This window comes from Polynucleobacter sp. MWH-Loch1C5, from assembly GCF_018881775.1.
GTDB lineage: Bacteria > Pseudomonadota > Gammaproteobacteria > Burkholderiales > Burkholderiaceae > Polynucleobacter.
In genome coordinates, this window is sequence record NZ_JACVPR010000001.1 from 668,182 (window position 1) to 690,360 (window position 22,179).

General features: G+C 46.4%; 21 protein-coding genes and 1 pseudogene. 11 read left to right on the forward strand and 11 right to left on the reverse strand.

Annotated features, from left to right (window positions below; genetic code table 11):
* Nucleotides 1-6: 6 nt before the first annotated feature.
* The 3 genes and pseudogenes from mraZ to bioB form a co-directional block, all read right to left on the reverse strand.
* The gene (gene mraZ / locus ICE94_RS03330; protein ID WP_216148809.1) at nt 7-435 is read right to left on the reverse strand and encodes a division/cell wall cluster transcriptional repressor MraZ; all 429 of its coding nucleotides are present in this window, start codon (nt 433-435) and stop codon (nt 7-9) included.
* Nucleotides 436-652: 217 nt separating this feature from the next.
* Entirely contained in the window at nt 653-1,276 is a 624-nt protein-coding gene (coq7, locus tag ICE94_RS03335) for a 2-polyprenyl-3-methyl-6-methoxy-1,4-benzoquinone monooxygenase (RefSeq protein WP_216148811.1), read from the reverse strand.
* An 85-nt stretch (nt 1,277-1,361) separates the two neighbouring features.
* Nucleotides 1,362-2,306 (reverse strand): annotated as a pseudogene (gene bioB, locus ICE94_RS03340) (biotin synthase BioB); the annotation flags it as partial.
* A gap of 76 nt (nt 2,307-2,382) precedes the next feature.
* Here bioB and ICE94_RS03345 point away from each other — a divergent pair.
* From ICE94_RS03345 to bioD, 4 genes are read left to right on the forward strand one after another with little or no spacing between them, the layout of a single operon-like run.
* The gene (locus ICE94_RS03345; RefSeq protein ID WP_255539070.1) at nt 2,383-3,363 is read left to right on the forward strand and encodes a tripartite tricarboxylate transporter substrate binding protein; all 981 of its coding nucleotides are present in this window, start codon (nt 2,383-2,385) and stop codon (nt 3,361-3,363) included.
* A gap of 5 nt (nt 3,364-3,368) precedes the next feature.
* Nucleotides 3,369-4,754, forward strand: coding sequence for an adenosylmethionine--8-amino-7-oxononanoate transaminase (bioA, locus tag ICE94_RS03350; RefSeq protein ID WP_216148820.1), 1,386 nt, complete (start codon nt 3,369-3,371; stop codon nt 4,752-4,754).
* Nucleotides 4,751-5,968: an 8-amino-7-oxononanoate synthase gene (gene bioF, locus ICE94_RS03355; protein WP_216148823.1), complete on the forward strand. Its 1,218-nt coding sequence runs from the start codon at nt 4,751-4,753 to the stop codon at nt 5,966-5,968. The genes bioA and bioF overlap by 4 nt, the downstream gene beginning before the upstream one ends.
* Nucleotides 5,965-6,672, forward strand: a complete 708-nt coding sequence (gene bioD, locus ICE94_RS03360) for a dethiobiotin synthase (protein WP_216148826.1) — start codon at nt 5,965-5,967, stop codon at nt 6,670-6,672. Before bioF ends, bioD begins: the two co-directional genes overlap by 4 nt.
* Nucleotides 6,673-6,703: 31 nt before the next feature.
* Here bioD and ICE94_RS03365 read toward each other — a convergent pair whose 3' ends face one another.
* The gene (locus ICE94_RS03365) at nt 6,704-8,371 is read right to left on the reverse strand and encodes a long-chain-fatty-acid--CoA ligase (protein ID WP_216148829.1); all 1,668 of its coding nucleotides are present in this window, start codon (nt 8,369-8,371) and stop codon (nt 6,704-6,706) included.
* A 161-nt stretch (nt 8,372-8,532) separates the two neighbouring features.
* Here ICE94_RS03365 and ICE94_RS03370 point away from each other — a divergent pair, with 161 nt between their 5' ends.
* Entirely contained in the window at nt 8,533-9,729 is a 1,197-nt protein-coding gene (locus ICE94_RS03370; RefSeq protein WP_216148832.1) for a M20 aminoacylase family protein, read from the forward strand.
* Between the two features lie 6 nt (nt 9,730-9,735).
* Here the strand turns inward: ICE94_RS03370 and ICE94_RS03375 are convergent, their stop codons facing one another.
* Both ICE94_RS03375 and ICE94_RS03380 read right to left on the reverse strand, forming a co-directional pair.
* Nucleotides 9,736-10,533 (reverse strand): DUF3047 domain-containing protein, encoded by a 798-nt coding sequence (locus tag ICE94_RS03375; protein ID WP_216148835.1) that lies wholly within the window; start codon nt 10,531-10,533, stop codon nt 9,736-9,738.
* Between the two features lie 41 nt (nt 10,534-10,574).
* A complete protein-coding gene (locus ICE94_RS03380; protein ID WP_216148838.1) occupies nt 10,575-11,351 on the reverse strand; it encodes an enoyl-CoA hydratase in 777 nt (258 codons plus the stop codon).
* Between the two features lie 101 nt (nt 11,352-11,452).
* On the opposite strand from ICE94_RS03380, the gene ICE94_RS03385 reads away from it, so the two are divergent.
* Nucleotides 11,453-12,244 carry an enoyl-CoA hydratase-related protein gene (locus tag ICE94_RS03385; protein WP_216148841.1) on the forward strand — a complete coding sequence of 264 codons (792 nt, stop codon included), beginning with the start codon at nt 11,453-11,455 and terminating at the stop codon, nt 12,242-12,244.
* A gap of 18 nt (nt 12,245-12,262) precedes the next feature.
* On the opposite strand, the gene ICE94_RS03390 is transcribed toward ICE94_RS03385, so the two are convergent.
* Complete coding sequence (locus tag ICE94_RS03390) at nt 12,263-13,405, reverse strand: murein transglycosylase A (protein ID WP_216148844.1); 1,143 nt, start codon at nt 13,403-13,405, stop codon at nt 12,263-12,265.
* 194 nt (nt 13,406-13,599) lie between these two features.
* On the reverse strand, nt 13,600-13,974 hold the full coding sequence (gene apaG, locus ICE94_RS03395; RefSeq protein ID WP_216148847.1) for a Co2+/Mg2+ efflux protein ApaG: 375 nt from the start codon (nt 13,972-13,974) through the stop codon (nt 13,600-13,602).
* 60 nt (nt 13,975-14,034) lie between these two features.
* Between apaG and rpe the strand changes: the two genes are divergently transcribed.
* The 5 genes from rpe to trpC are packed head-to-tail and all read left to right on the forward strand — an operon-like array spanning nt 14,035 to nt 18,697.
* Nucleotides 14,035-14,742 carry a ribulose-phosphate 3-epimerase gene (gene rpe / locus ICE94_RS03400; RefSeq protein ID WP_216148850.1) on the forward strand — a complete coding sequence of 236 codons (708 nt, stop codon included), beginning with the start codon at nt 14,035-14,037 and terminating at the stop codon, nt 14,740-14,742.
* 23 nt (nt 14,743-14,765) lie between these two features.
* Nucleotides 14,766-16,283, forward strand: coding sequence for an anthranilate synthase component I (gene trpE / locus ICE94_RS03405; protein WP_216148853.1), 1,518 nt, complete (start codon nt 14,766-14,768; stop codon nt 16,281-16,283).
* Complete coding sequence (locus tag ICE94_RS03410; protein ID WP_216148856.1) at nt 16,267-16,836, forward strand: aminodeoxychorismate/anthranilate synthase component II; 570 nt, start codon at nt 16,267-16,269, stop codon at nt 16,834-16,836. Before trpE ends, ICE94_RS03410 begins: the two co-directional genes overlap by 17 nt.
* 18 nt (nt 16,837-16,854) lie before the next feature.
* On the forward strand, nt 16,855-17,886 hold the full coding sequence (gene trpD / locus ICE94_RS03415; protein WP_216148858.1) for an anthranilate phosphoribosyltransferase: 1,032 nt from the start codon (nt 16,855-16,857) through the stop codon (nt 17,884-17,886).
* A gap of 7 nt (nt 17,887-17,893) precedes the next feature.
* The gene (gene trpC, locus ICE94_RS03420; protein ID WP_216148861.1) at nt 17,894-18,697 is read left to right on the forward strand and encodes an indole-3-glycerol phosphate synthase TrpC; all 804 of its coding nucleotides are present in this window, start codon (nt 17,894-17,896) and stop codon (nt 18,695-18,697) included.
* Nucleotides 18,698-18,732: 35 nt separating this feature from the next.
* On the opposite strand, the gene ICE94_RS03425 is transcribed toward trpC, so the two are convergent.
* From ICE94_RS03425 to ICE94_RS03435, 3 genes are read right to left on the reverse strand one after another with little or no spacing between them, the layout of a single operon-like run.
* On the reverse strand, nt 18,733-19,566 hold the full coding sequence (locus tag ICE94_RS03425; RefSeq protein ID WP_216148864.1) for a uracil-DNA glycosylase: 834 nt from the start codon (nt 19,564-19,566) through the stop codon (nt 18,733-18,735).
* 19 nt (nt 19,567-19,585) lie between these two features.
* A complete protein-coding gene (locus ICE94_RS03430) occupies nt 19,586-21,445 on the reverse strand; it encodes a M61 family metallopeptidase (protein WP_216148866.1) in 1,860 nt (619 codons plus the stop codon).
* A gap of 5 nt (nt 21,446-21,450) precedes the next feature.
* On the reverse strand, nt 21,451-22,176 hold the full coding sequence (locus ICE94_RS03435) for a DsbC family protein (RefSeq protein WP_216148869.1): 726 nt from the start codon (nt 22,174-22,176) through the stop codon (nt 21,451-21,453).
* Nucleotides 22,177-22,179: the final 3 nt, after the last annotated feature.

Genomic DNA, 22,179 nt, shown 5'->3' on the forward strand with positions numbered 1-22,179 from the left:
TCCGCATCAAAAGGTGAATTGTTTCAACGCATCAGGCATACCCTGTGCGATCGCTTGTTGTTCCTTCTGTGCATAAGTCGCTGCATCCCACAATTCAAAGTGACTACCCATTCCTAAGAGCATCACATCTTTTTCAATCGAAGCTGCAGCGCGTAATTCTGGACTCACGAGAATGCGACCAGAACCATCCATCTCAACATCAGAAGCATTACCTAAAAATATTCTGCGCCACCAATGAGCATCCATCGGCAACTGTGCGATACGACTTCTAAATGCTTCCCACTCAGAGCGTGGGAACAATAAGAGACAGCCATCGGGGTGTTTCGTGAGCGTCACGCGGCCCTCACCCTGCAACTGCAAGGCGTCACGATGCCGCGACGGAATTGACATCCGCCCCTTGGCATCAAGAGTTAAGGCTGAAGCACCCTGAAACACGTAATTTTCCCCACTTTTTCACACTTTCTCCCACTGTAGAGGATGGGAAAAACTAGGTCAAGTGTTTTGGGGCATTTTTTTGAAAATTCCTCAAATAGAACAAGGACTTATAACACTTTCTTGAGTCTATTTTGACACAAAAAACCCAATAAAAACAGTGTTATGGAATCTACTCTTAAGAAACAGCTTAAAGTTTGGAAGTGATTTCTAGAAAAAATCAGATTTTGTACGCCGTACGGGTCATGATTTTGGCCATGAACTGCATGGCCCCCTGAATGGGGGTCGGTAAATCAATACCCCCCTCTTTTTTAGCCATTTGGCCATGCTCGATTTCATCTAAACGCATCTGATCAACGATGGCTCTAGAGCGCAAATCTTTTTCTGGCAAGTCTTTGAGGTGACCATCCAAATGCTGCTCGACCTGTTTTTCTGTCTCTGCAACAAATCCTAGACTGACCTTATCACCTGCGAGGCCTGCGGCACTGCCTAAAACAAAGGCTCCTGCGTACCAAAGAGGATTGAGTAAGCTCGGTCTTGAATCCAATTCTTCAAGACGTTTAGCGCACCAAGCCAGATGATCTTCCTCTTCTCGGGCAGCATGCTCCAACTTCTCTTTGAGCTCTGGAGTTCGAGCATATAACTTTTGTGATTGATACAAGGCTTGTGCACAGACTTCACCCACGTGATTCACACGCATGAGTCCTGCCGCATGTTGTTTTTCTTCGGCACTTAAATCTAAATCATGCTGCGTCTGGCCCGGTATCGCTCTTTGCATAGGCGTAGAGCCTACTACGGCGCGTAGCGCACGATCAAATTCAATAATGAGTGAATCTAAGTTCATGTTTGTATTTTATTCTTTTCGCAATAAAAAAGTCGGCGAGACTTTTGAGATCTCACCGACTTATTTTGCAAAATGATTGCTTGTTCTATACCAAGACCTCAGCCTTACATGCCGTCTTAGTTTTTAAACCTAGTTCGGCTAACAATTGACGATCAGCATCAGCTTCTGGATTGTCTGTGGTGAGTAATTTATCGCCATAGAAAATTGAATTAGCGCCGGCCATAAAACACATCGCCTGTACTGCACGACCGAGCTCTTGACGCCCAGCAGACAAGCGTACGCGAGCTTTAGGCATGGTGATACGCGCAATCGCAATAGTGCGCACAAACTCGAGTGGGTCAACGCCTTTTTGATCTGCTAAAGGTGTACCTGCCACAGGGACTAGATGATTAATCGGTACTGATTCTGGGTAAGGATTGAGGTTCGCCAACTTGGCGATAAAAGCAGCACGTTGACGACGAGTCTCACCCATACCAATAATGCCGCCGCAACAAACAGACATACCTGCTGATCGTACATTTTGTAATGTGTCGATGCGATCTTGATAAGTTCTCGTCTGAATCACGGCACCGTAGAAGTCTTCGCTCGTATCGAGGTTGTGGTTGTAGTAATCCAAACCCGCCTCACCTAGAGCTTTGGCTTGCTCAGGCTCCAACATACCTAGAGTGGCGCATGTTTCTAAGCCTAACTCTTTAACGCCTTTGATCATCGCAACTACTTTTTCAATATCGCGATCTTTGGGTTCGCGCCAGGCCGCGCCCATACAAAAACGATTCGAACCCGCTTCTTTAGCCGCACGTGCCGCTTCTAGCACTTCCTCAACGTCCATGAGCTTGGTCGCTTTGACATCGGTATGGTAGCGAGCTGCTTGTGGGCAATAGCCGCAATCTTCAGGGCAGCCTCCGGTCTTGATCGATAGTAGCGTCGCTAATTCAATATCACCTTCCGGGAAATGCTCTTGATGAACAGCAGCTGCTTGAGCCATAAGTTCATTGAAAGGTAATTCGTATAGTTCGAGAACTTTTTCTACAGTAACTGACATAATTTTGTGGCTATTCAGATGAATAATTACTAATGATACAGGTCGAGATGTTCAAATAATGGGTATGAACAAGATTTTGCTTAGTTTGTCCCTCCTAGCTTGCGTGAGCCTTTCCTCTAGCCCGTCTTGGGCCTGGCCCCAGAAAAATAATGAACCTATACGGATTGTGGTGACCTTCCCGACCGGGGGTGCGCCAGACATCTTGGCCCGACTATTGGCTGAACAATGGCAAAAAGAGCTTCAAAATCAAGTGATTGTGGAAAATAAGCCAGGTGCGGGTGGCAATATCGGCACAGATTTTGTCACCAAAGCGGCCCCCGATGGTCACACACTGCTGATCGGCACCATCGGAACGCTCACCATTAACCCTTATCTGTATAAAAACTTAAGTTTTGATCCTCAGCGTGATTTGGAGGCGATTACTTTTTTGGCGAGCACACCCAATGTATTGGTCGTGCCCAAGCAATTGCCGGTGCAAGATACCAAAGGTCTGATTCAGTTAGCTAGGAGTAAACCGTATGCCTTGAGTTATTCATCCTCAGGCATTGGCACATCGATTCACTTATCGGGTGAATTATTTGCTCAATTAACCCAAAGCAAAATCAAACACATCCCCTATAAGGGCCGCGCGCAAGCGATGCCAGATTTGCTAGCAGGGCGAGTGGATATGAGCTTTGACAATTTAGCGTCTGCTATCCCACTGATTCGTTCTGGAGATTTACGAGCCATCGGCGTGACCAGCGCGCAACGCTCTAGCTTTGCTCCTGAAATACCCACGCTGGCCGAAACAGATCCTAGCCTGCGCATCTTTAATGTCACTTCTTGGTTTTCCTTAATGGGCCCCAAAGGAATGTCAAACCACGATGTAGCCAAGATCAGCGCTGACGTTAAGCGCTTTATGCAACTACCCGAAGTACGAGAAAAGCTCGCTCACTATGCCCTTGAGGCTAATCCCCAAGGCCCACAGGCTTTACAAAAGCAAATTCAGCAAGACGCCAAACGTTGGTCAAAACTGATTAAAGACAACGGGATTCAGGCAGAATAAGCACCATGAGCACGAATAATGCCGCGTGGGTTTCACGCAGCCTTGATGCTGTTTGGCATCCTTGTACGCAAATGAAGAGTCATGAACAATTTCCCATGATTCCGATTGCGCGTGCCCAAGGCGTTTGGTTATATGACTACGACGGCCAGCGTTATCTCGATGCGATTAGCTCTTGGTGGGTTAATTTATTCGGTCATGCCAACCCCAACATTAATGCTGCAATCAAAACACAGCTAGATCAAATTGAACATACGATGCTAGCCGGCTTTACACACGCTCCAGTAGTTGAACTGTCCGAGCGTTTACGAGCACTCAGCCACCACCAACTAGGGCATGTCTTCTATGCTTCTGATGGTGCCTCAGCAATTGAAATCGCCTTGAAGATGAGCTTTCATTACTGGCGCAATGCGGGTCAATCTGGAAAGCAACAATTCATTTGCTTGAAGAATAGTTATCACGGTGAAACCCTAGGTGCACTGGCAGTCACTGATGTAGCCATCTTTAAAAATACCTATAGCGCACTGACTCAAAATGCCGTGGTGGTTGCTGGCCCAGACAATCGCAGCCAAGAAAATACTCATAAAGTTACTGCAGAAGCGCTGCAAAAAATGCGAGACGCTCTTGAGAAACACCGTGGGCATATTGCGGCCGTGATTGTGGAACCCCTAGTGCAATGTGCAACGGGTATGGTGATGTATGAGGCCGATTACCTACACGGTTTGCGCGCCCTCTGTGACGAATATCAAGTTCATTTAATTGCTGATGAAATTGCAGTAGGCTGCGGACGCACAGGCACTTTTTTTGCCTGTGAACAAGCCGGTATTTGGCCTGATTTTTTAGCCTTATCCAAAGGGATCAGTGGAGGATATTTACCCCTCTCACTGGTCATGACAAAAGATAAGATTTATCAGGCGTTTTATGCCGACGAGATTGAACGTGGCTTCTTACACTCACACTCCTATACAGGCAATGCATTAGCTTGTACCGCAGCAAATGCAACTTTGCGCATCTATGAAGAGGATGCTTATTTACAAAAAAATCGTGTCTTAGCAAACAAGCTCACGCAAAGCATGTCCTGGGCACACGAACACCCTTCGCTGGAACACATTCGACAAAAAGGTACGATTTGGGCTTGTGATGTCAAACCATCCTGGGCTAGCGCCACTTTTGCCAAAGAATTTTTTATGGCTGGTCTCAAAGAAGAAATACTCGTTCGCCCCATTGGGCGCACCATTTACATCATGCCCCCTTATGTATTAAGTGATGATGAGTTAAATCATTTATCTAAGCGTCTAGAAAAAACATTAGCGCGTGTTTTAGATGGGCAATCAGAGAAAGATCTCAATCTCTCATCGTCTACCTCAGGCGCCGACCATACAAGGATGGCATGAAATATATCCAAGCCTACCTTCAGCGCTTACAAGAGTTAGATGATCAACAACTCTTAAGACACCTCAAGCTCGCAGAAAGCCCCTGTGATACTCGAATGCAAATCGATGGTCGCTCTATGCTGACCTTTTGCAGCAATGACTACTTGGGTCTAGCCAATCATCCCGATGTATGTGCTGCGCTTGAAAAAGGTTTACGCTTATATGGTGCCGGTAGCGGTGCCTCACACCTCATTAGCGGTCATAGTCACGCCCATGAAGCATTAGAAATTGCCTTAGCCAAAACTCAAGCAGCCCATATCCCGGAATGCACAGCCATGTATTTCAGTACAGGCTATATGGCTAACTTAGCAGCGATTACTGCTTTAACTATTCCATGGACTGTTGACGATAGCGTTGCAATTTTCTCAGAGGAGCTTAATCACGCTTCTTTAATTGATGGTGTGCGTTTAGCTAAACAACAAAATAAAGCCGACTCTTTTGTCTATGCCCACAATGATATAGATGGTCTGGAACAATTACTGAAAGCATCCTCACACTCTCAAAAACTCATTGTCACAGATGGTGTTTTTAGTATGGATGGAGATCTGGCACCTGTTAGAGATTTACTTGATTTAGCCAAGCGTTACGATGCTTTGTTATTCGTTGACGATGCGCATGGCTTTGGGGTTCTTGGTCAAAACGGTCACGGCATATTAGAACACTTGGCATTAAGTGAAGCTGATACTGCAGCCCATCTCATCTATATGGGCACACTCGGTAAAGCAGCAGGTGTGAGTGGTGCATTTGTGGCAGCTCACCACACCTTCACTGAATGGCTACTCCAAAAATCACGCTCTTATATTTACACGACCGCCAGCCCACCTCATTTGGCGCATGCCCTTTTAAGCAGTCTGCATCTCATCGAGCAAAGTCCATTAAGAGAACGTTTACAAGCCAATATCGCGCTCTTTAAAAAGAGCCTGCAACTTCAGCATTGGTCATTAATGGCTTCAGATACCGCAATACAGCCTGTAGTGATTGGTGAGAATGGCATGGCTTTACAAGTGGCACAACAATTACTCGAACTAGGCGTTTGGGTACCGGCTATACGACCTCCAACAGTGCCTAAAAATACTGCCCGTTTACGTATTACCTTATCGGCAGCGCACAGTACTGAAGATATTCAAAAACTAGTGCAGTATTTAATGCAGATTGAAAGTGATTTATACGCATGAGTGATCCCACTGGTTTTTTTGTCACAGGCACAGATACCGAAGTTGGTAAAACTTTAGTAGCCGGCGCATTGATTGAACTTCTGAAAAAAAAGTATGCGCGCGTAGCCGCTTTCAAACCCGTTGTGGCGGGCTTAGCTCTTTATGACGGCGTCCTGGCCAATGAAGATGTTCTAGCTTTATCGCAAGTCGCTAATGCCGGGCAAACCAGTAAAGAAATCTGCCCTTATGCTTTAAAGATGCCAGCAGCCCCTCATTTGGTCGCCGAGATTGAAAATATTCAAATCAATATTGACTCTATTCGCAAGAGCTTTGTGCACTGCCAAAAAAATGCTGATGCGGTCGTTGTCGAAGGTGCGGGTGGTTTTTATGTACCCCTGCAAGGACTCTATAGTTTTGCTGACTTTGCTAAAGAAATAAATTTACCTGTAGTCATGGTCGTTGCCATGCGTTTGGGTTGCATTAACCATGCACTACTGACTGCCAAAGCCATAGCAGCAGAAGGCTTAAAACTTAAGGGTTGGGTGGCCAATACGATGGGGCATGCCATGCCCCTCTTAGATGAAAACATCAAAACATTGCAAGAGCGCTTGCCCGGGCAATACTTAGGCAAACTACCTGCTTTCTCAGAATCCGAGGCGAGAACACCGTACTCGCTAGAAACTATAAAAAAAGCAGCCTCGCATTTGAGGCTGCCTCATGGATAGTTTTTGAATAGCTTTTAAAAAGTTATTCAGTTTAGGTTCTGAGTTCACGACGCAAAATTTTGCCCACATTGGTCTTGGGTAATTCTGTACGGAATTCAATAAATTTAGGACGCTTGTAGTTAGTGAGTTGCTCTTTGCAATGCTCAATGACTTGCTCTTCTGTGAGGGCGGGGTCTTTTTTAACAATAAAGACTTTTACAACCTCACCGGAATGCGCATCAGGTACCCCTACCGCGGCACACTCTAGAACACCTGGCAACATGGCAATTACATCTTCAACTTCATTCGGATAGACATTAAATCCAGAAACCAAAATCATGTCTTTTTTACGATCAATGATTTTGACGTAGCCACTCTCATCCATATAGCCAATATCACCTGACTTAAAGTAACCATCAGCCGTCATGACCTTAGCAGTCTCTTCAGTACGATTCCAATAACCTGCCATTACTTGAGGGCCCCTGATACAGATTTCACCGGGTTGCCCAAAAGGCTGATCGCGCCCCTCTTCGTCTCGTATCACAACATCCGTACCCGGTACTGGTAAGCCAATATGGCCCGTGTAGGCTTTAATCCATGGCGTATTACAGCAAGCCACAGGAGATGTTTCTGATAAGCCATAGCCCTCAGCGACTGGGCACCCCGTGAGGGACTGCCAACGATCAGCCACCGCCTTTTGTACCGCCATGCCACCGCCAATGGTGACCAAGATGCTTGAGAAATTAATCGTGCCAAATTGAGGATGATTCATCAAGGCATTGAATAAAGTATTCACGGCTGGGAAGATATGGAACTTCGGTAATTTAGCGAGCAACTTAATAAAACCAGGAATATCTTTTGGATTGGTCACTAAGATATTAAGACCACCAGCACGAATACCAAACATACAGCACGCTGTTAATGCAAAGATGTGATACAGCGGTAGAGCACATATGAACACCAATTGATCCACATCTTTGCCGCGTAACCCCGGCTCTAACCAAGCTTCGGTTTGCAAAAGATTAGCGAGGATATTGCGATGTAATAAGGTGGCGCCTTTTGAAACCCCTGTTGTTCCCCCTGTGTATTGCAAGAACGCCACATCATCGTGAGTGACATGCGGTGGGATTAAGGTATGTTTTTGGCCGTTGGCAAGAGCTGCTTTAAAGCTCATATGGCCGTCGACTTGCCATTGAGGCACCAATTTCTTTACTTTACGTACAACAAAGTTAACGATGTGGCCTTTGAGACCCATGAGTTCGCCCATGCTGGTCACAATCACATGTTCAACTCCTACCTTATGGCGCACTTGCTCATACACATGTGCAAAATTCTCTAAGATGACCAGCGCTTGGGCTCCTGAGTCATTCAACTGATGCTCTAACTCACGCGGGGTATACAAAGGATTGACATTGACAACGACATAACCGGCGCGCAAAACTGCTGCAATTGCAATCGGATATTGCAAAACATTGGGCATCATCAACGCAATACGTGCGCCCGGCTTGAGTCCCAATGACTGAAAATGTGCAGCAAGCTGATTGGAGTAGGTATCTAACTGTGCATACGTTAGGTATTTACCCATGCATTCAAAAGCTTGACGGTCAGCAAACTTTTTGAAGGATTCATCCATCATTTGGTTGATCGAACGATACTGATGGTAATCCACGCTATGGGGTACACCAGGAGGATAACTTGCTAGCCAAGGTTTTGTTGTCATAAATGCTCCTTTTTTTATGAACTATTGTGTCTTTGATAGGACTAATAGTTGATTTATGAGTAAGACTATATGACTTTGTTACAAAAAAGCCAAGCTTAAAAAAGTGTTATCGAATATGATTAAAGCTTCAATCAATGATTGCAGCAATAAAGAGTACGACCATGAAATTGATTCCAGAAATTTTGCAAGCTAAACCGCAGATTGAAAAAATTCGCAGGGATATCCACGCCCATCCTGAACTTTGTTTTCAGGAACAAAGAACGAGTGATGTCATTGCAAAGCAATTGGAATCCTGGGGCCTACCCGTTCACCGTGGTCTAGGTAAAACCGGTGTCGTGGCGATCATTGAAGGCCAAGGCCCAGGTAAAAAAATTGGCCTTCGTGCCGATATGGATGCCTTGCCTTTACAAGAACATAATCGTTTTGCTCACGCCTCCAAACATGAAGGCAAGATGCATGCTTGCGGGCATGATGGCCATGTTGCGATGCTACTTGGCGCCTGTGAATACTTAGCCAAGCATCGCGACTTCAAAGGCACAGTGTATGCGATTTTTCAGCCAGCAGAAGAAGGGGGTGGCGGCGCACGCGAAATGATCAAAGATGGCCTTTTTGATTTGTTCCCTTGCGATGCTGTATTTGGTATGCATAACTGGCCTGGCCTAGCCGTCGGAGAATTTGGCGTAACACCAGGCCCGATGATGGCCTCGAGCAATGAGTTTCGTATTACAGTCACCGGCAAAGGCGGGCATGCCGCCCTGCCACATAACAGTGCTGACCCTCTCTTTGCCGCTGCACAAATTATTCAAGGTCTACAAGGCATCATTACGCGCAATAAGCGTCCTGTGGATTCTGCGGTCTTATCAATTACTCAGTGCCACGCTGGAGATGCGAGCAACATCATTCCTGATAGCGCATGGATCGGCGGCACAGTGCGTACTTTTACGATTGAAGTCTTGGATTTAATTGAATCACGTTTACGCCATATTGCCGGAACCGTTGCGCAAGCTTATGACTGCAAAGCAGATGTCGAGTTTTTACGTAACTACCCACCGACTATCAATCACGAAAAAGAAACTGCTTTTGCGATTAGCGTAATGCAAGAATTAGTTGGCGAACATCGTGTCAATCCACGCATTGATCCGACCATGGGTGCCGAAGATTTTGCGTATATGTTGCAAGCCAAACCGGGTTGCTATGCCTTTATTGGTAACGGTGATGGCGATCACCGCAGCACCGGTCATGGCATGGGGCCCTGTCACCTCCACAACCCGACCTATGACTTTAATGATGAGATCCTGCCCTTAGGATCGAGCTACTGGGTCAAGCTCGCACAAAAGTATTTAGCTAGCGAGTCCTAATTTAAATTATTTGTTGGTAGTTGAATTAGTTTTCGTACTTGCTTGGCTAGCCGCTTTATTTTTCTTTTTATCAGCGAGCTCAATATCGCCATAGATAGCGCTCACTTGTGTACGCGTGTTATCACTATCTGTCATTAGCCCCAGACCAATGACCTTGCCTGGCGCTTCACCAAAAGCATTCTGATAATCATCTTTGAGATTGCGGCGATGTGTTTGCCATATACCCAAATCATTCGGCCCAGAATTCACCACAATCATTTTGATGCGTGAAGTTCTTGAGCTGGTATAGATTGTCTCCACCGGGCTTTGGGATGCCCAGACATACATCAATGTGGCATATGGCATATCGTGACCACTAATCACCTTTGCCATCTCAAAAACCATTTGTTCTTTAAAAGGTAATTTTGATTTATCCCCATCAAAGGCCACCATGATGCGTAGGGGCGCATCATCTCTTTGTGACTCACGAGGTTCAGCCTGTGGAATGTAGCTCAACGCTTTCCATTGCCACCTTAACTCTAACTCCTCGGTCAATCGAGGCTTGATGGCCAAGACTAAGCCAGAAGCAGCTACATCAGCCTGCGCATGTAAAACGGTTTTTCCCTCATAGCGCTTCAGTGAATACTTCGTTTTATTTTTTTGTGGTGTGATTCGCCAAGCTTGCCAAGCTTTGGGTAAAGTGGCACGCTCGGATTGCTCTGAAAATTTCTGGACTTCTGCCACAGGCTCTGGCGCTTTTTTTGACTCACCCCAAAACGCACATCCCGACAAAACCAAAGGGAACGCTACAAGCAAGCTTGTCATAGAGCGAGTTTTCAAAGGCGGGCTTTTAATCATTTCTGAGCTTAGCGATGTTTGAACTGAGCGGGACGTTTTTCAACAAAGGCAGCCATCCCTTCTTTTTGATCATCGGTGGCAAAGGTAGCATGAAATAAACGACGCTCGAAATGAACCCCTTCTGACAATGAGGTTTCATAGGCGGTATTGATACTTTCTTTCACCATCATCACGATCGGCAATGACATACTGGCAATTGTTTTTGCAGCATTTAGCGCTTCTGTTAAAAGTTGATCAGCGGGCACGATACGAGAAACCAAACCTGCACGCTCAGCCTCTTGTGCATCCATCATGCGGGCTGTTAAACACATATCCATTGCCTTGGCTTTAGACACAGCACGGGGTAAACGTTGTGTGCCACCTGCCCCTGGAATAATCCCCAGCTTGATCTCAGGCTGACCAAATTTAGCTGTGTCAGCTGCAATGATGAAGTCACACATCATCGCGAGCTCACAACCCCCTCCTAAAGCAAAGCCAGCAACTGCGGCAATCACCGGTTTACGTACCTTGCGTATGGTTTCCCAATTTTTGGTGATGTAGTCACCTTTATAGACATCCATGAAGTCGTACTTAGCCATCATGGTGATATCAGCACCGGCAGCAAATGCTTTTTCACTACCAGTGATCACCATACAAGCGATCTCATCATCTGCATCAAAACTCTGCAAAGCATGGCCTAACTCATCCATCAACTGATCATTGAGGGCATTGAGAGCCTTAGGACGATTAAGGGTAATGAGGGCTACGTGCTCATCACGACTGGTAATAATAGTTTCATAATTCATAAGAACTCCTTGGGGTCATTCTGTTATTACATTCAATGAGTCAGTTCACTCATTTTTATATATGATGATGACATCCATTTTGCATGAAACCAGGAGTTGATATGCCTTTTAGTCAAGATTTTGCGCAAGTCCATTACCAATCTGAAAACGGTGTGGTCACTTTGACATTAAATCGTCCTGAAAGAATTAATAGTCTGACAGCACAAATGCATGCTGACTTAAGAGCCTGCCTTGATTTAGCAGAGTCTCAAAGAGACACAAAAGTTATCCTACTCACAGGAGCAGGCAAAGGCTTTTGTGCAGGGCAAGATCTCACCGATCAAGAAACAAACACCCGTGATTTAGGTGAAGCCCTTGAAAAAAACTATAACGTGCTCGTGCGACGCTTGGTCTGTTTACCCTATCCCGTGATTGCCGCTGTGCATGGCGTAGCAGCCGGCGCTGGTGCGAATTTAGCCTTAGCAGCCGATTTAACCATCATGGGTCAAAACGCAGTATTTACTCAAGCCTTTATCAGAATTGGTCTCATGCCCGATGCGGGCGGAACCTGGTTCTTGCCCCATCGAGTGGGTTTACAGAAAGCTTTGGGATTGGCGATGACCGGTGAAAAAATTACAGGTCAAGAAGCTGATGCCATGGGTCTGATTTGGAAAGCGGTACCTGATGACCAAGTGCTTTTAGCTGCCCAAGCCCTAGCCACGCAATTAGCTCAAGCCCCCAGCCAGGCTTTGCATGAAACTAAACAAGCGATGTGGGCTGCTCTACAACAATCTTTAGACCAACAATTAGACTGGGAGCGAGATGCTCAGCGTCGCTTAGGGCGCACCGCTGATTTTTCTGAAGGCGTGAGCGCATTTTTAGAAAAACGCGCACCGCAATTTAAAGGCTCTTAAGAATGCGTTTGCTAGAGACTAACGGGGTACGAAGACCCACATACGCCCCGTTTGCTTCATACGGCCTGCTTGCTCACCAGCCGCTTCACCAGTACCCCAGTAAAAGTCTGCACGCACAGCACCAATGATGGCGCTGCCTGTGTCTTGCGCCATCATCAAACTATTAAGTGGTTTTTCAGAAAGCGGAAAAGTGGTGGATAGGTAAACCGGCGCCCCCAAAGGTAGCGCCTTGGTATCCACCGCAATACTGCGCTTAGGCGTTAGTGGCACGCCCAAAGATCCAATCGGGCCCACTTCTAAATCAGGGGTGACTGGCATCTCTCTAAAAAAGACATAGCGTGGATTGGCATTGAGCATCTCTTGAACACGCTGAGGATTCTTCTTCGCCCATGCCTGAATACCTTGCATCGTCGCTTGCGCGCGGGTGATTTCTTTACGGTCTAACAACCACTGGGCAAAGGACTTAAAGGGCTGATCATTCGTACCTGCAAAACCTAGGCGAACTACTTGCCCATTGTCCATGCGCACCCGGCCAGAACCTTGCACTTGCATAAAGGCGGCGGCAACCGGGTCGTCGACCCAAAGAATTTCTTGGCCATTGAGTTGGCCACTGCGCATTAACTCGGCACGGGTGGGCATGTCATCTGGTTTTTTACGACGCCATGCATCAGGATAACGATGAATCGGTGTTTGATAAATACCTTGGCGCTTGCGTGAACCATTGAGATAGGGTTCGTAATAACCAGTGACTAAGCCGGTATTTTTGCCAGCATTGCTGCCACTTTGATGACGTACTTCTAAGACCTTAAAGTGTCTCTCAAAGTATTGACGAATCTCTGTGTTACTAGAGGAATTAACGCGCTTAGCCGCATCACATACGGGTCGCCACTGAATACCACTGGGGTTGCGTCTTGCTAAACCTTGACAGCTTCTTAACCATGAAGGCCACGCTTCTTTGACGTCATCCTCTTGCCAACCCGGTAGCTGAGACCAGCCCACTTCGTAAAACTGAGCAATATTGTTTGATTTCAATAAAACCCCTGGATCCTGTCTAGGATCCGGTGCAGAACTAATGGGAACACGGGTGGGCGCACAGGCCTGTAATAAGGCCAATGTGGCGAGAATCAAGACGATTGTCCGTATATATGACATGTTTTTCATCAACTGCTATTCTTTGTCCGTATCGCTATACTTCTAGCGCAATAATTCCTACAGGAGACTTGAATGGCAGATTTGTTTGATGAATATCCTATGCTCTTATTTGCCATTGAAGCCGGTGTTGCCTTAGTTATTTTGCTCATCATTGTAGTTTGGACCATGATGGGTCGCAAAGATAAGTGAAGCTAGGCATTGAATTAGTGCAAAGTTCTAGGCATCACCAAAGCAAATTCTGGAATCGGGGTTTGAAAAAACTGGGCATCATCGGTGACACAGAAGAATTCACCCCGCATGGTCCCCATGGGAGTGGGTAATGTGGCCCAACTGGTGTACTCAAATTGCTCGCCGGGTCTTAACAGAGGCTGTTGCCCTACGACGCCCAAGCCTTTGACTTCTTGCACATCTCCTTCGCCATCAGTAATTAGCCAATGTCTAGCAATCAACTGGCTAGGCAGCTGACCGACATTACGGATGGTGATCGTATAAGCAAAGACAAATTGACGATTATCCGGATTGGACTCCTGCGCCAAATATTGGACTTTGACCGAAACTTGTAGCTGATGTTGTTCCATGACCGTGATTCTGCGCCAACAAACGCACTACTGCAACCGAACGCGTTATAGAATGACGTTATGGCAAATACAAATACCCCTAAGTACCTGATTGCTCCGTCAATTTTGTCGGCTGATTTCGCCCGTTTAGGCGAAGAAGTCAGCCAAGTACTCGCCTCTGGGGCCGACTGGATCCACTTTGATGTGATGGACAACCACTATGTGCCCAATCTGACGATTGGCCCTTTGGTATGTGAGGCTATCCGCTCTTACGCCGTCAAAGATGGCAAACCCGCCTGTATTGATGTGCATTTAATGGTTGAACCCGTTGATCGCATCGTTCCTGACTTTGCTAAAGCAGGGGCCAATGTCATTAGCTTTCACCCTGAAGCGAGTGCTCATATTGATCGCACCTTGAGTCTCATTCATGACCAAGGCTGCTTGGCGGGTCTGGTGTTTAACCCTGCCACGCCACTGAACTATCTGGAGCACGTCATGGATAAAGTGGACTTAATCCTGCTGATGTCAGTGAACCCTGGCTTTGGCGGTCAATCCTTTATTCCATCGACTTTGCCAAAGCTTGCGCAAGCTCGACAATTGATCGATGCCCATCGTGAAAAAACCGGGCGTCAAATCCGCTTAGAAGTCGATGGCGGAGTCAAAGCTGAGAATATTGCCGAGATTGCTAAAGCAGGGGCAGATACTTTTGTAGCCGGTTCAGCAATTTTTGGTAAACCTGACTACCGCGCGATTATTGAGCAGATGCGTGCAGCACTCAATGCCATTTAAGGCTCACAGATGGAAAGCCTTTAATGCAACGTCAAGAATTTGAACAATTAGCCAAGCAAGGATACAACCGCATTCCGCTGGTATCCGAGGCTTTGGCTGATTTAGAAACGCCACTCTCGCTGTATCTCAAACTCACACAAAGTGAAGGTGCGCGCAATACTTTTCTATTAGAGTCTGTCGTCGGTGGGGAACGTTTTGGGCGTTATTCCATTATTGGTCTACCCGCACAAACGCTACTGCGTGTCACTGGTGGCCCTAAAAATTGTTTAACTGAAGTCATTTGCAAAGATCAAGTCATCGAGACCGATCGTGGCAACCCACTCGACTTTATTGCGAACTATCACGCACGCTTTAAAGTCGCTCTGAGAAATGACTTGCCACGTTTTTGTGGTGGTCTCGCGGGTTACTTTGGGTATGACACGATCCGCTATATTGAATCTCGTTTAGCGGAGCATTCCCTACCAGATGAAACTCACTTACCGGATATTCAGTTAATACTCACTGAAGAGTTGGCGGTGATTGATAACCTCAAAGGACGTTTATATCTCATCGTGTACGCTGACCCTAGTCAAGCAGGTGCTTATGAAGCAGCGATGGCTAGGCTGGCACAACTGCGCGAGCGTTTACGTGCCCCCGTGCAAGTACCAAATACCGCGGCCTCTCAAAAAACCGAAGCCGTTCGTAAATTTGCTAAAGACAAGTTTTTAGATGCAGTCAAACGCACGAAGGAATATATCCTCGCAGGTGACTGTATGCAGGTCGTGATTGGTCAGCGGATCAGTCAACCCTATCAAGATTCGCCATTAGCGCTCTATCGTGCACTACGCTCCCTCAATCCGTCTCCTTATATGTATTTATATGATTTTGGAGATCATCAGATTGTGGGTTCATCTCCAGAAATTTTAGTACGCCAAGAAAAACGTTCCGTGGCTGGCGAAGAAAAACGCATCATTACTGTGCGCCCTATCGCTGGCACTCGCCCACGCGGCCAAACACCTGAGCAAGACGAAGCCCTAGCAACAGAATTACTCGCAGATCCCAAGGAAATTGCTGAGCATGTGATGCTGATTGATTTGGCACGAAATGATATTGGTCGCATTGCTAAAAATGGTAGCGTCAAAGTGACTGATCGCATGGTGATTGAGAAATACTCTCATGTACAACATATCGTGAGCTCAGTAGAAGGCGAGCTCGCTGATCAGGTTAACAATATGGATGTCTTGCGCGCGACATTCCCAGCAGGCACCCTGTCCGGCGCCCCCAAAATCAGAGCGATGGAAATCATCGATGAAATGGAAATTGTGAAGCGCGGCGTCTATGGTGGTGCTGCCGGTTATTTGTCTTTCTCGGGCGATATGGATGTCGCGATTGTGATTCGTACGGGGGTGATTTGTGATGGCATGGTGCACTCCCAAGCAGGTGCTGGCATCGTCGCTGACTCTGATCCTGAATCTGAATGGCGAGAAACTGAAGCGAAGGCACGCGCCGTATTACGTGCTGCAGAAATGGTACAAGGAGGTCTAGATGCTCGTCATGATTGATAACTATGACTCTTTTACCTATAACCTCGTGCAGTATTTCGGTGAATTAGGGGTAGAGGTCAAGGTCTTTCGCAATGACGAGGTGACCCTCTCTGAGATTGAGGCTTTATGCCCCAGCCATATTTGTATTTCACCAGGCCCTTGTAGTCCTAAAGAAGCTGGTATTTCGGTCGCGACCTTGCAACATTTTGCAGGCAAAGTACCACTACTTGGGGTTTGCTTAGGCCATCAAGCCATTGGCGAAGCTTTTGGTGGCAAAGTCATTCGTGCTCAGCGAGTCATGCATGGCAAGACAGATACAGTACACACGACGCAAGTGGGTGTCTTTCGTGATTTGCCAGAACACTTCACGGTCACTCGTTATCACTCACTCGCGATTGAACGCTCGAGCTTGCCTGATCATTTGGAAATCACGGCTTGGACCGACGATGGTGAGATCATGGGTGTACGTCATAAACAATTTGCGATTGAAGGTGTGCAATTTCATCCAGAATCGATTCTGTCTGAGTATGGTCACGAACTACTCAATAACTTTTTGAAAACAAAAATTTAAGTCGTCTACGAGGTCTGTATGTCCATCACTGCTCAAGAAGCATTACAACGCTGTTTGGATCATCGTGAAATTTTTCATGATGAAATGCTCTCCATCATGCGTGCCATCATGAGTGGCGAGCTTTCACCCGTGATGACTGCAGCGATTTTGACAGGCCTTCGTACCAAAAAAGAAACGATTGGTGAAATCACAGCAGCAGCTACTGTGATGCGCGAATTTGCCACGAAAGTGAATGTGGCTGATGATGCGCACTTCGTTGATATTGTGGGTACTGGCGGTGATGGTGCGCATACATTTAATATTTCCACAACTGCGATGTTTGTGGCTGCCGCCGCAGGGGCCAAGGTCGCCAAGCACGGCAATCGCAGTGTGAGTAGTAAATCAGGCGCTGCCGATGCCCTAGAAGCTTTGGGCGTCAATATCACTTTACAAGCACCTCAAGTGGCTCAATCGATTGAGCGTTGTGGCATTGGTTTTATGTTTGCCCCGAATCATCACCCAGCTATGAAAAACGTGGCGCCTGTTCGCAAAGAGATGGGCGTACGTACGATTTTTAATATTTTAGGACCACTGACTAACCCAGCAGGTGCCAAACATATGTTGATGGGGGTCTTTCATCCTGATTTAGTCGGTATCCAAGCACGCGCCTTGCAACGCCTTGGCATGAAACATGCTCTTGTGGTCTATGGCAAAGAAGGTTTAGACGAAATCTCTTTGCAAGGTCCGACCTTGATTGGTGAGTTAGTGAATGACCAAATCAAAGAATATGAAATCACGCCCGAGCAATTTGGTCTTCAAGCAGTTCCCACAAGCAGCTTCAAAGTAGCAACCCCAGAAGAATCACGTGCAGTGATGCTCTCCGTGCTCGGTGGTCAAAAAGGGGCGGCCATGGATATCGTCTGCCTCAATGCTGGTGCTGCCCTGTATGCGGCAGATCTAGCAAATAGTATTGGCGATGGTATCGTGATGGCTCAAGAAGCCGTTCTGAGTGGCAAAGCCAAGGCCAAATTAGATGAATTTGTAGCAGTGACTCAAGCTCTAGGACAATAAGCGATCTATGAGCGATATTCTAAAAAAAATCCTGGCCACCAAATTTGACGAAGTTACTAAAGCTTCACATCAAATCCCAAGTCATGTCATGCGCAGTGATGCAGAAGCTGCTTGCAACGACAGTGCTTTACAAACCCGTGGTTTTGCCCGCGCCATCGAAGCAAAAATTGCAGCAGGGCAAGCGGGTGTGATTGCAGAAATCAAAAAGGCAAGTCCGAGTAAAGGAGTTTTGCGCGAAGACTTCCACCCCAAAGAAATTGCCCAAAGCTATGCCAAGCATGGTGCGGCTTGTTTATCGGTACTCACAGATGTGCAGTACTTCCAGGGGTCAGCCCAATATCTTCGCGAAGCTCGCCATGCGGTTAGCATTCCGGTCATTCGTAAAGACTTTTTGGTTGATCCTTATCAGGTCTACGAAGCACGTGTGATGGGGGCTGATGCCATTTTGTTAATTGCGGCGGCTTTGGACGATCAACAGATGCAAGACTTTGAGTCCCTCGCTTTTGAATTAGGCATGGATATCTTGGTGGAAGTTCATGATGCTTATGAACTCGAGCGCGCCTTAAAACTAAAAACATCACTTCTTGGTATCAATAACCGTAATTTGCGTACTTTTGAAGTCAGCTTACAAACTACACTGGATCTCCTGCAAGAGATCCCCGCTAATAAGCGAGTGGTGACTGAAAGCGGCATTTTGAATAAAGCGGATGTAATACTCATGCGTGAGCATCAAGTAGATGCTTTCTTGGTAGGTGAAGCGTTTATGCGCCAGCCTGACCCCGGTCAAGCTCTCGCTGATTTATTTGAATAATATTTGTCTGATTAGACTGATTATTCAGTCTAATCTCACGAGATCCACTGAATCTCTCTTTGTCCATGCGCCTTTAGAAACTGATTAGTTTTTAAAAAGTGCTGGCAGGATTGCTGATCGCCTGGATATATAAAAGGCTCTTTGGTTTTATAGACACCTAAGCCCGAGGGGTGAGAGGCCGTCAAGATCAATTGGGTGCCTTGACCCGAGATATCCGTCTTTTGATTGTTTACCTGTGCCCTTGAGTCGCACCCCTTTTGTATTACGGCTTCAATCAGAGGCTTTTTTTGTTGCGCATGGGCTCCCCATAAAAGCCATACCAAAGTTTGCTGCTGCTTCATATGATGTTGCGCCAATCTCTCTAGCAAATGATCTGTCAAGGCTTGCCAACCCCAATGCGCATGAGATCCTGCTTGATTGAGCTGAACAGTCAAAGTAGCGTTTAAGAGTAAGACGCCCTGTTTCGCCCAAGCCGTGAGATCGCCATGCTGAAGAGCACCATAAGTATCAATTTGTAATGCTTTACTGATATTTCTTAAGGAACTCGGAAATGCTCGCCAGCCTGGCTGAATTTCTTTAGGAATCGAAAATGCTAAACCTTGGGCTAGGCCTGGGGTCTGATAAGGATCTTGACCCAAGATGACAACACGCGCTTCTTTGACAGAACACAGCTGTAATGCCCGAAAGATATTCTCGGGCGCTGGCGCAATCTCTTGCCCAGCCCGCTTGGCTGCTAGTAATTGCTGACTAATTTTTTCCAGTAGCCCCTTGCTGATCTGAGGGTCACAGATGGCTTGCCAATCAGAGGGTATTTGCTGCCATAGATCGATAGGATCTTGGGCAGCTGCATGATGAAATAGATCCTGCATACAAAGCTGATTTCAGCGTCTACTGCACCGTGATGCAATACTGCGCTGGCAAGCTTTCTTGAATGCTCAGACCATCCGCCTCTAAGACAAGTTCGAGCAGAGTTTCATGACGATAAGCCTGAATCTGCACATCTTCACCCGTGTTTAAAGCTTGGCTTGCTGCCACTAAGATTTGATTCAAACGATTAGGGGTCACGCGTTCACGATCGATACTGGCGATGTAGTCACCCGCAGCCAGCCCTGCCTGTTGAGCCAAGCCTCCATCTAAAACGTGCGTTAACTTGATCCAACCCTGCACTGCTGATGTGCGAATACCCCAGGCCTGTTTGATACGTTCTGCATCTTGGGTATGAGCATTGGCCAGGTATTGCGCTTGCACTTGTATCTGCTGATTAGCCCGAGGCAACCATCGATCAAGCGGTAAATCTTCACACCCATGAATATATTTGGCTTCAAATACTCGCCAATCTTCATATATTTTCGGCCCCAATAAAAAGCGTATCGCAGCAGCCACATCATCTTCAGCCAACCCTTCTTCAGTTAACTGATACATCTGCCAAAAATGTCGCATGAGTGTATCTAGAGAATGTGCGCCTCGAGTTTTATCGCGGATCAAGAGGTCTAGACCTAAAGCAATCAAAGATCCTTTAGCGTAATAGCTCACGACCGCATTGGGTGTGTTCTCATCCATCTGGTAATACTTGGTCCATGCATCCCATGAACTTTGCGCCACGGACTGTTTGTGACGACCCGGTCCGCGCAAGACCATATTCCACGTTTTTTCAATACGCTTTAGGTATTGCTTTAAGTCAATGCGCGCACTGCGTAAGAGGAAAAGATCATCGTAGTAACTGGTAAAGCCCTCAAAGAGCCAAAGCAATTGCGTGTGATTCGGTTTTTGTAAATCATAGGGTATGAATGCTTTGGGTCTAACTCGTTTAACCATCCACGCATGAAAGTATTCATGGCTACAGAGTCCTAAAAAATCTTCATAAGCACTGTGTTTTTTTAAGTCTTGGCCCGGATAGGGTAAATCTTCTCTTTTACACAAGAGAGCCGTGCTGTTGCGATGCTCCAAACCACCATAACCATCGCCTACAGTATTTACTAAGAAAAAGTATTTCTTAAAAGGGGCGCGTTTCGTTGTTGGTTCAAAGAATTCAATCTGGGCATTACAAATAGCCTGCAAATCTCGAGCCAGGGCTTTTTCATCAACACGTTTGACTGCGCCTTGTATGACCATCTGATGGGGCGTACCGTGCGAGGTCCATTTAATTCTCTGGAATTCACCGATGGCGACCGGATGATCAATCAGCTCGTCATAATCTTTCGCTTCGTAATCACCAAAACCATGGCTATCAATCTTTTTGGGGCTTAATCCTGTGACCACTTCCCACAACTCATACTGACTATCGTGTAGATAGTTAGCCAAATGGGGTTTTCTGATGGTAAGACCCTGCGCAATAGAGTTTGACTCTTGCTTACTGTTAAGCACTCTTAAGCAAAGGCTCGTGGGGTTAAAAAAGGCTCGAGTCTGATCTAAATAAGCGGTTCTGACTGAGGTATCAAACGCATATACCTGATAAGTCAGCTCTAAATCTGCGGCCATTGATAAATCATTAATTTGCCAGGTATGACTATCGATCGCTTTGAGTGAACTCTTGCTTTGCTCTGTACTTATTTTTAGATTTTCGAGGTGTTTAGAAAAATCTCGAATCATATAACTGCCCGGTATCCAAGCGGGTAGCTGCAAGATCAAGCCTGCTTGACCATTGCCTGTTAGTTTTTTGAGTACTGCTTTTTGAATCGTCAGGCTCACATCGAAACGATGGCCATGCATATCATCCAAACGAATCGTGTAATGAATAGGGCTCATCATGCTTCCTATTTAAGCTTTTTCTCAATCTGCGCCAAAGGAACCGCTCCGGCAACACGAGAGCCATCGACAAAGAACATGGCTGGCGTTCCTGTCACACCTAACTTCTTCGCTAAGGCGGCATTACGATCTAAAGGATTGGCGCAATCGGTCTTGCCAGATGGCGCTACACCACCCACCATCCAGTCAGTCCAGACTTTGGCACGGTCACTCGCACACCAAATTTGCTGTGATTTAGTGAGTGAGTCGGCAGATAGCATCGGCACTAAGAAGTTATAGATAGTGACGTTGTTTAAATCTTGAAATGATTTTTCTAAGCGCTTGCAAAAACCACAATTAGGGTCTGCAAAAACTGCCATTTGGCGAGCCCCATTGCCCCGCACAATCTTGATCGCATCATTGAGTGGCAAGTCACTCCACTTAATACGATTAATCTCATTACTTCTTTGCTCAGTGAGGTTGGTGCCACTCTTTAAATCGATGAGTTCACCCTGAATGAGATAGCGCCCACTCGCATCAGCGTAAACGATGTCACCACCAATTGCGATCTCATAGAGATCTTTAATGGGGGTTGATTTAACCCCAGTGACCTTGGCGCGATCACCTAACTGTTTCTGAATTTCATTTTTCACTTTTTGCTCTGCCAGCGTTTGGGCTTGTACCATGCTCCCTGTGATGATGAAGCTTGCTAAAGTAGCCAATACCAGCGAATATTTTTTAAATTGAATACCCATTTT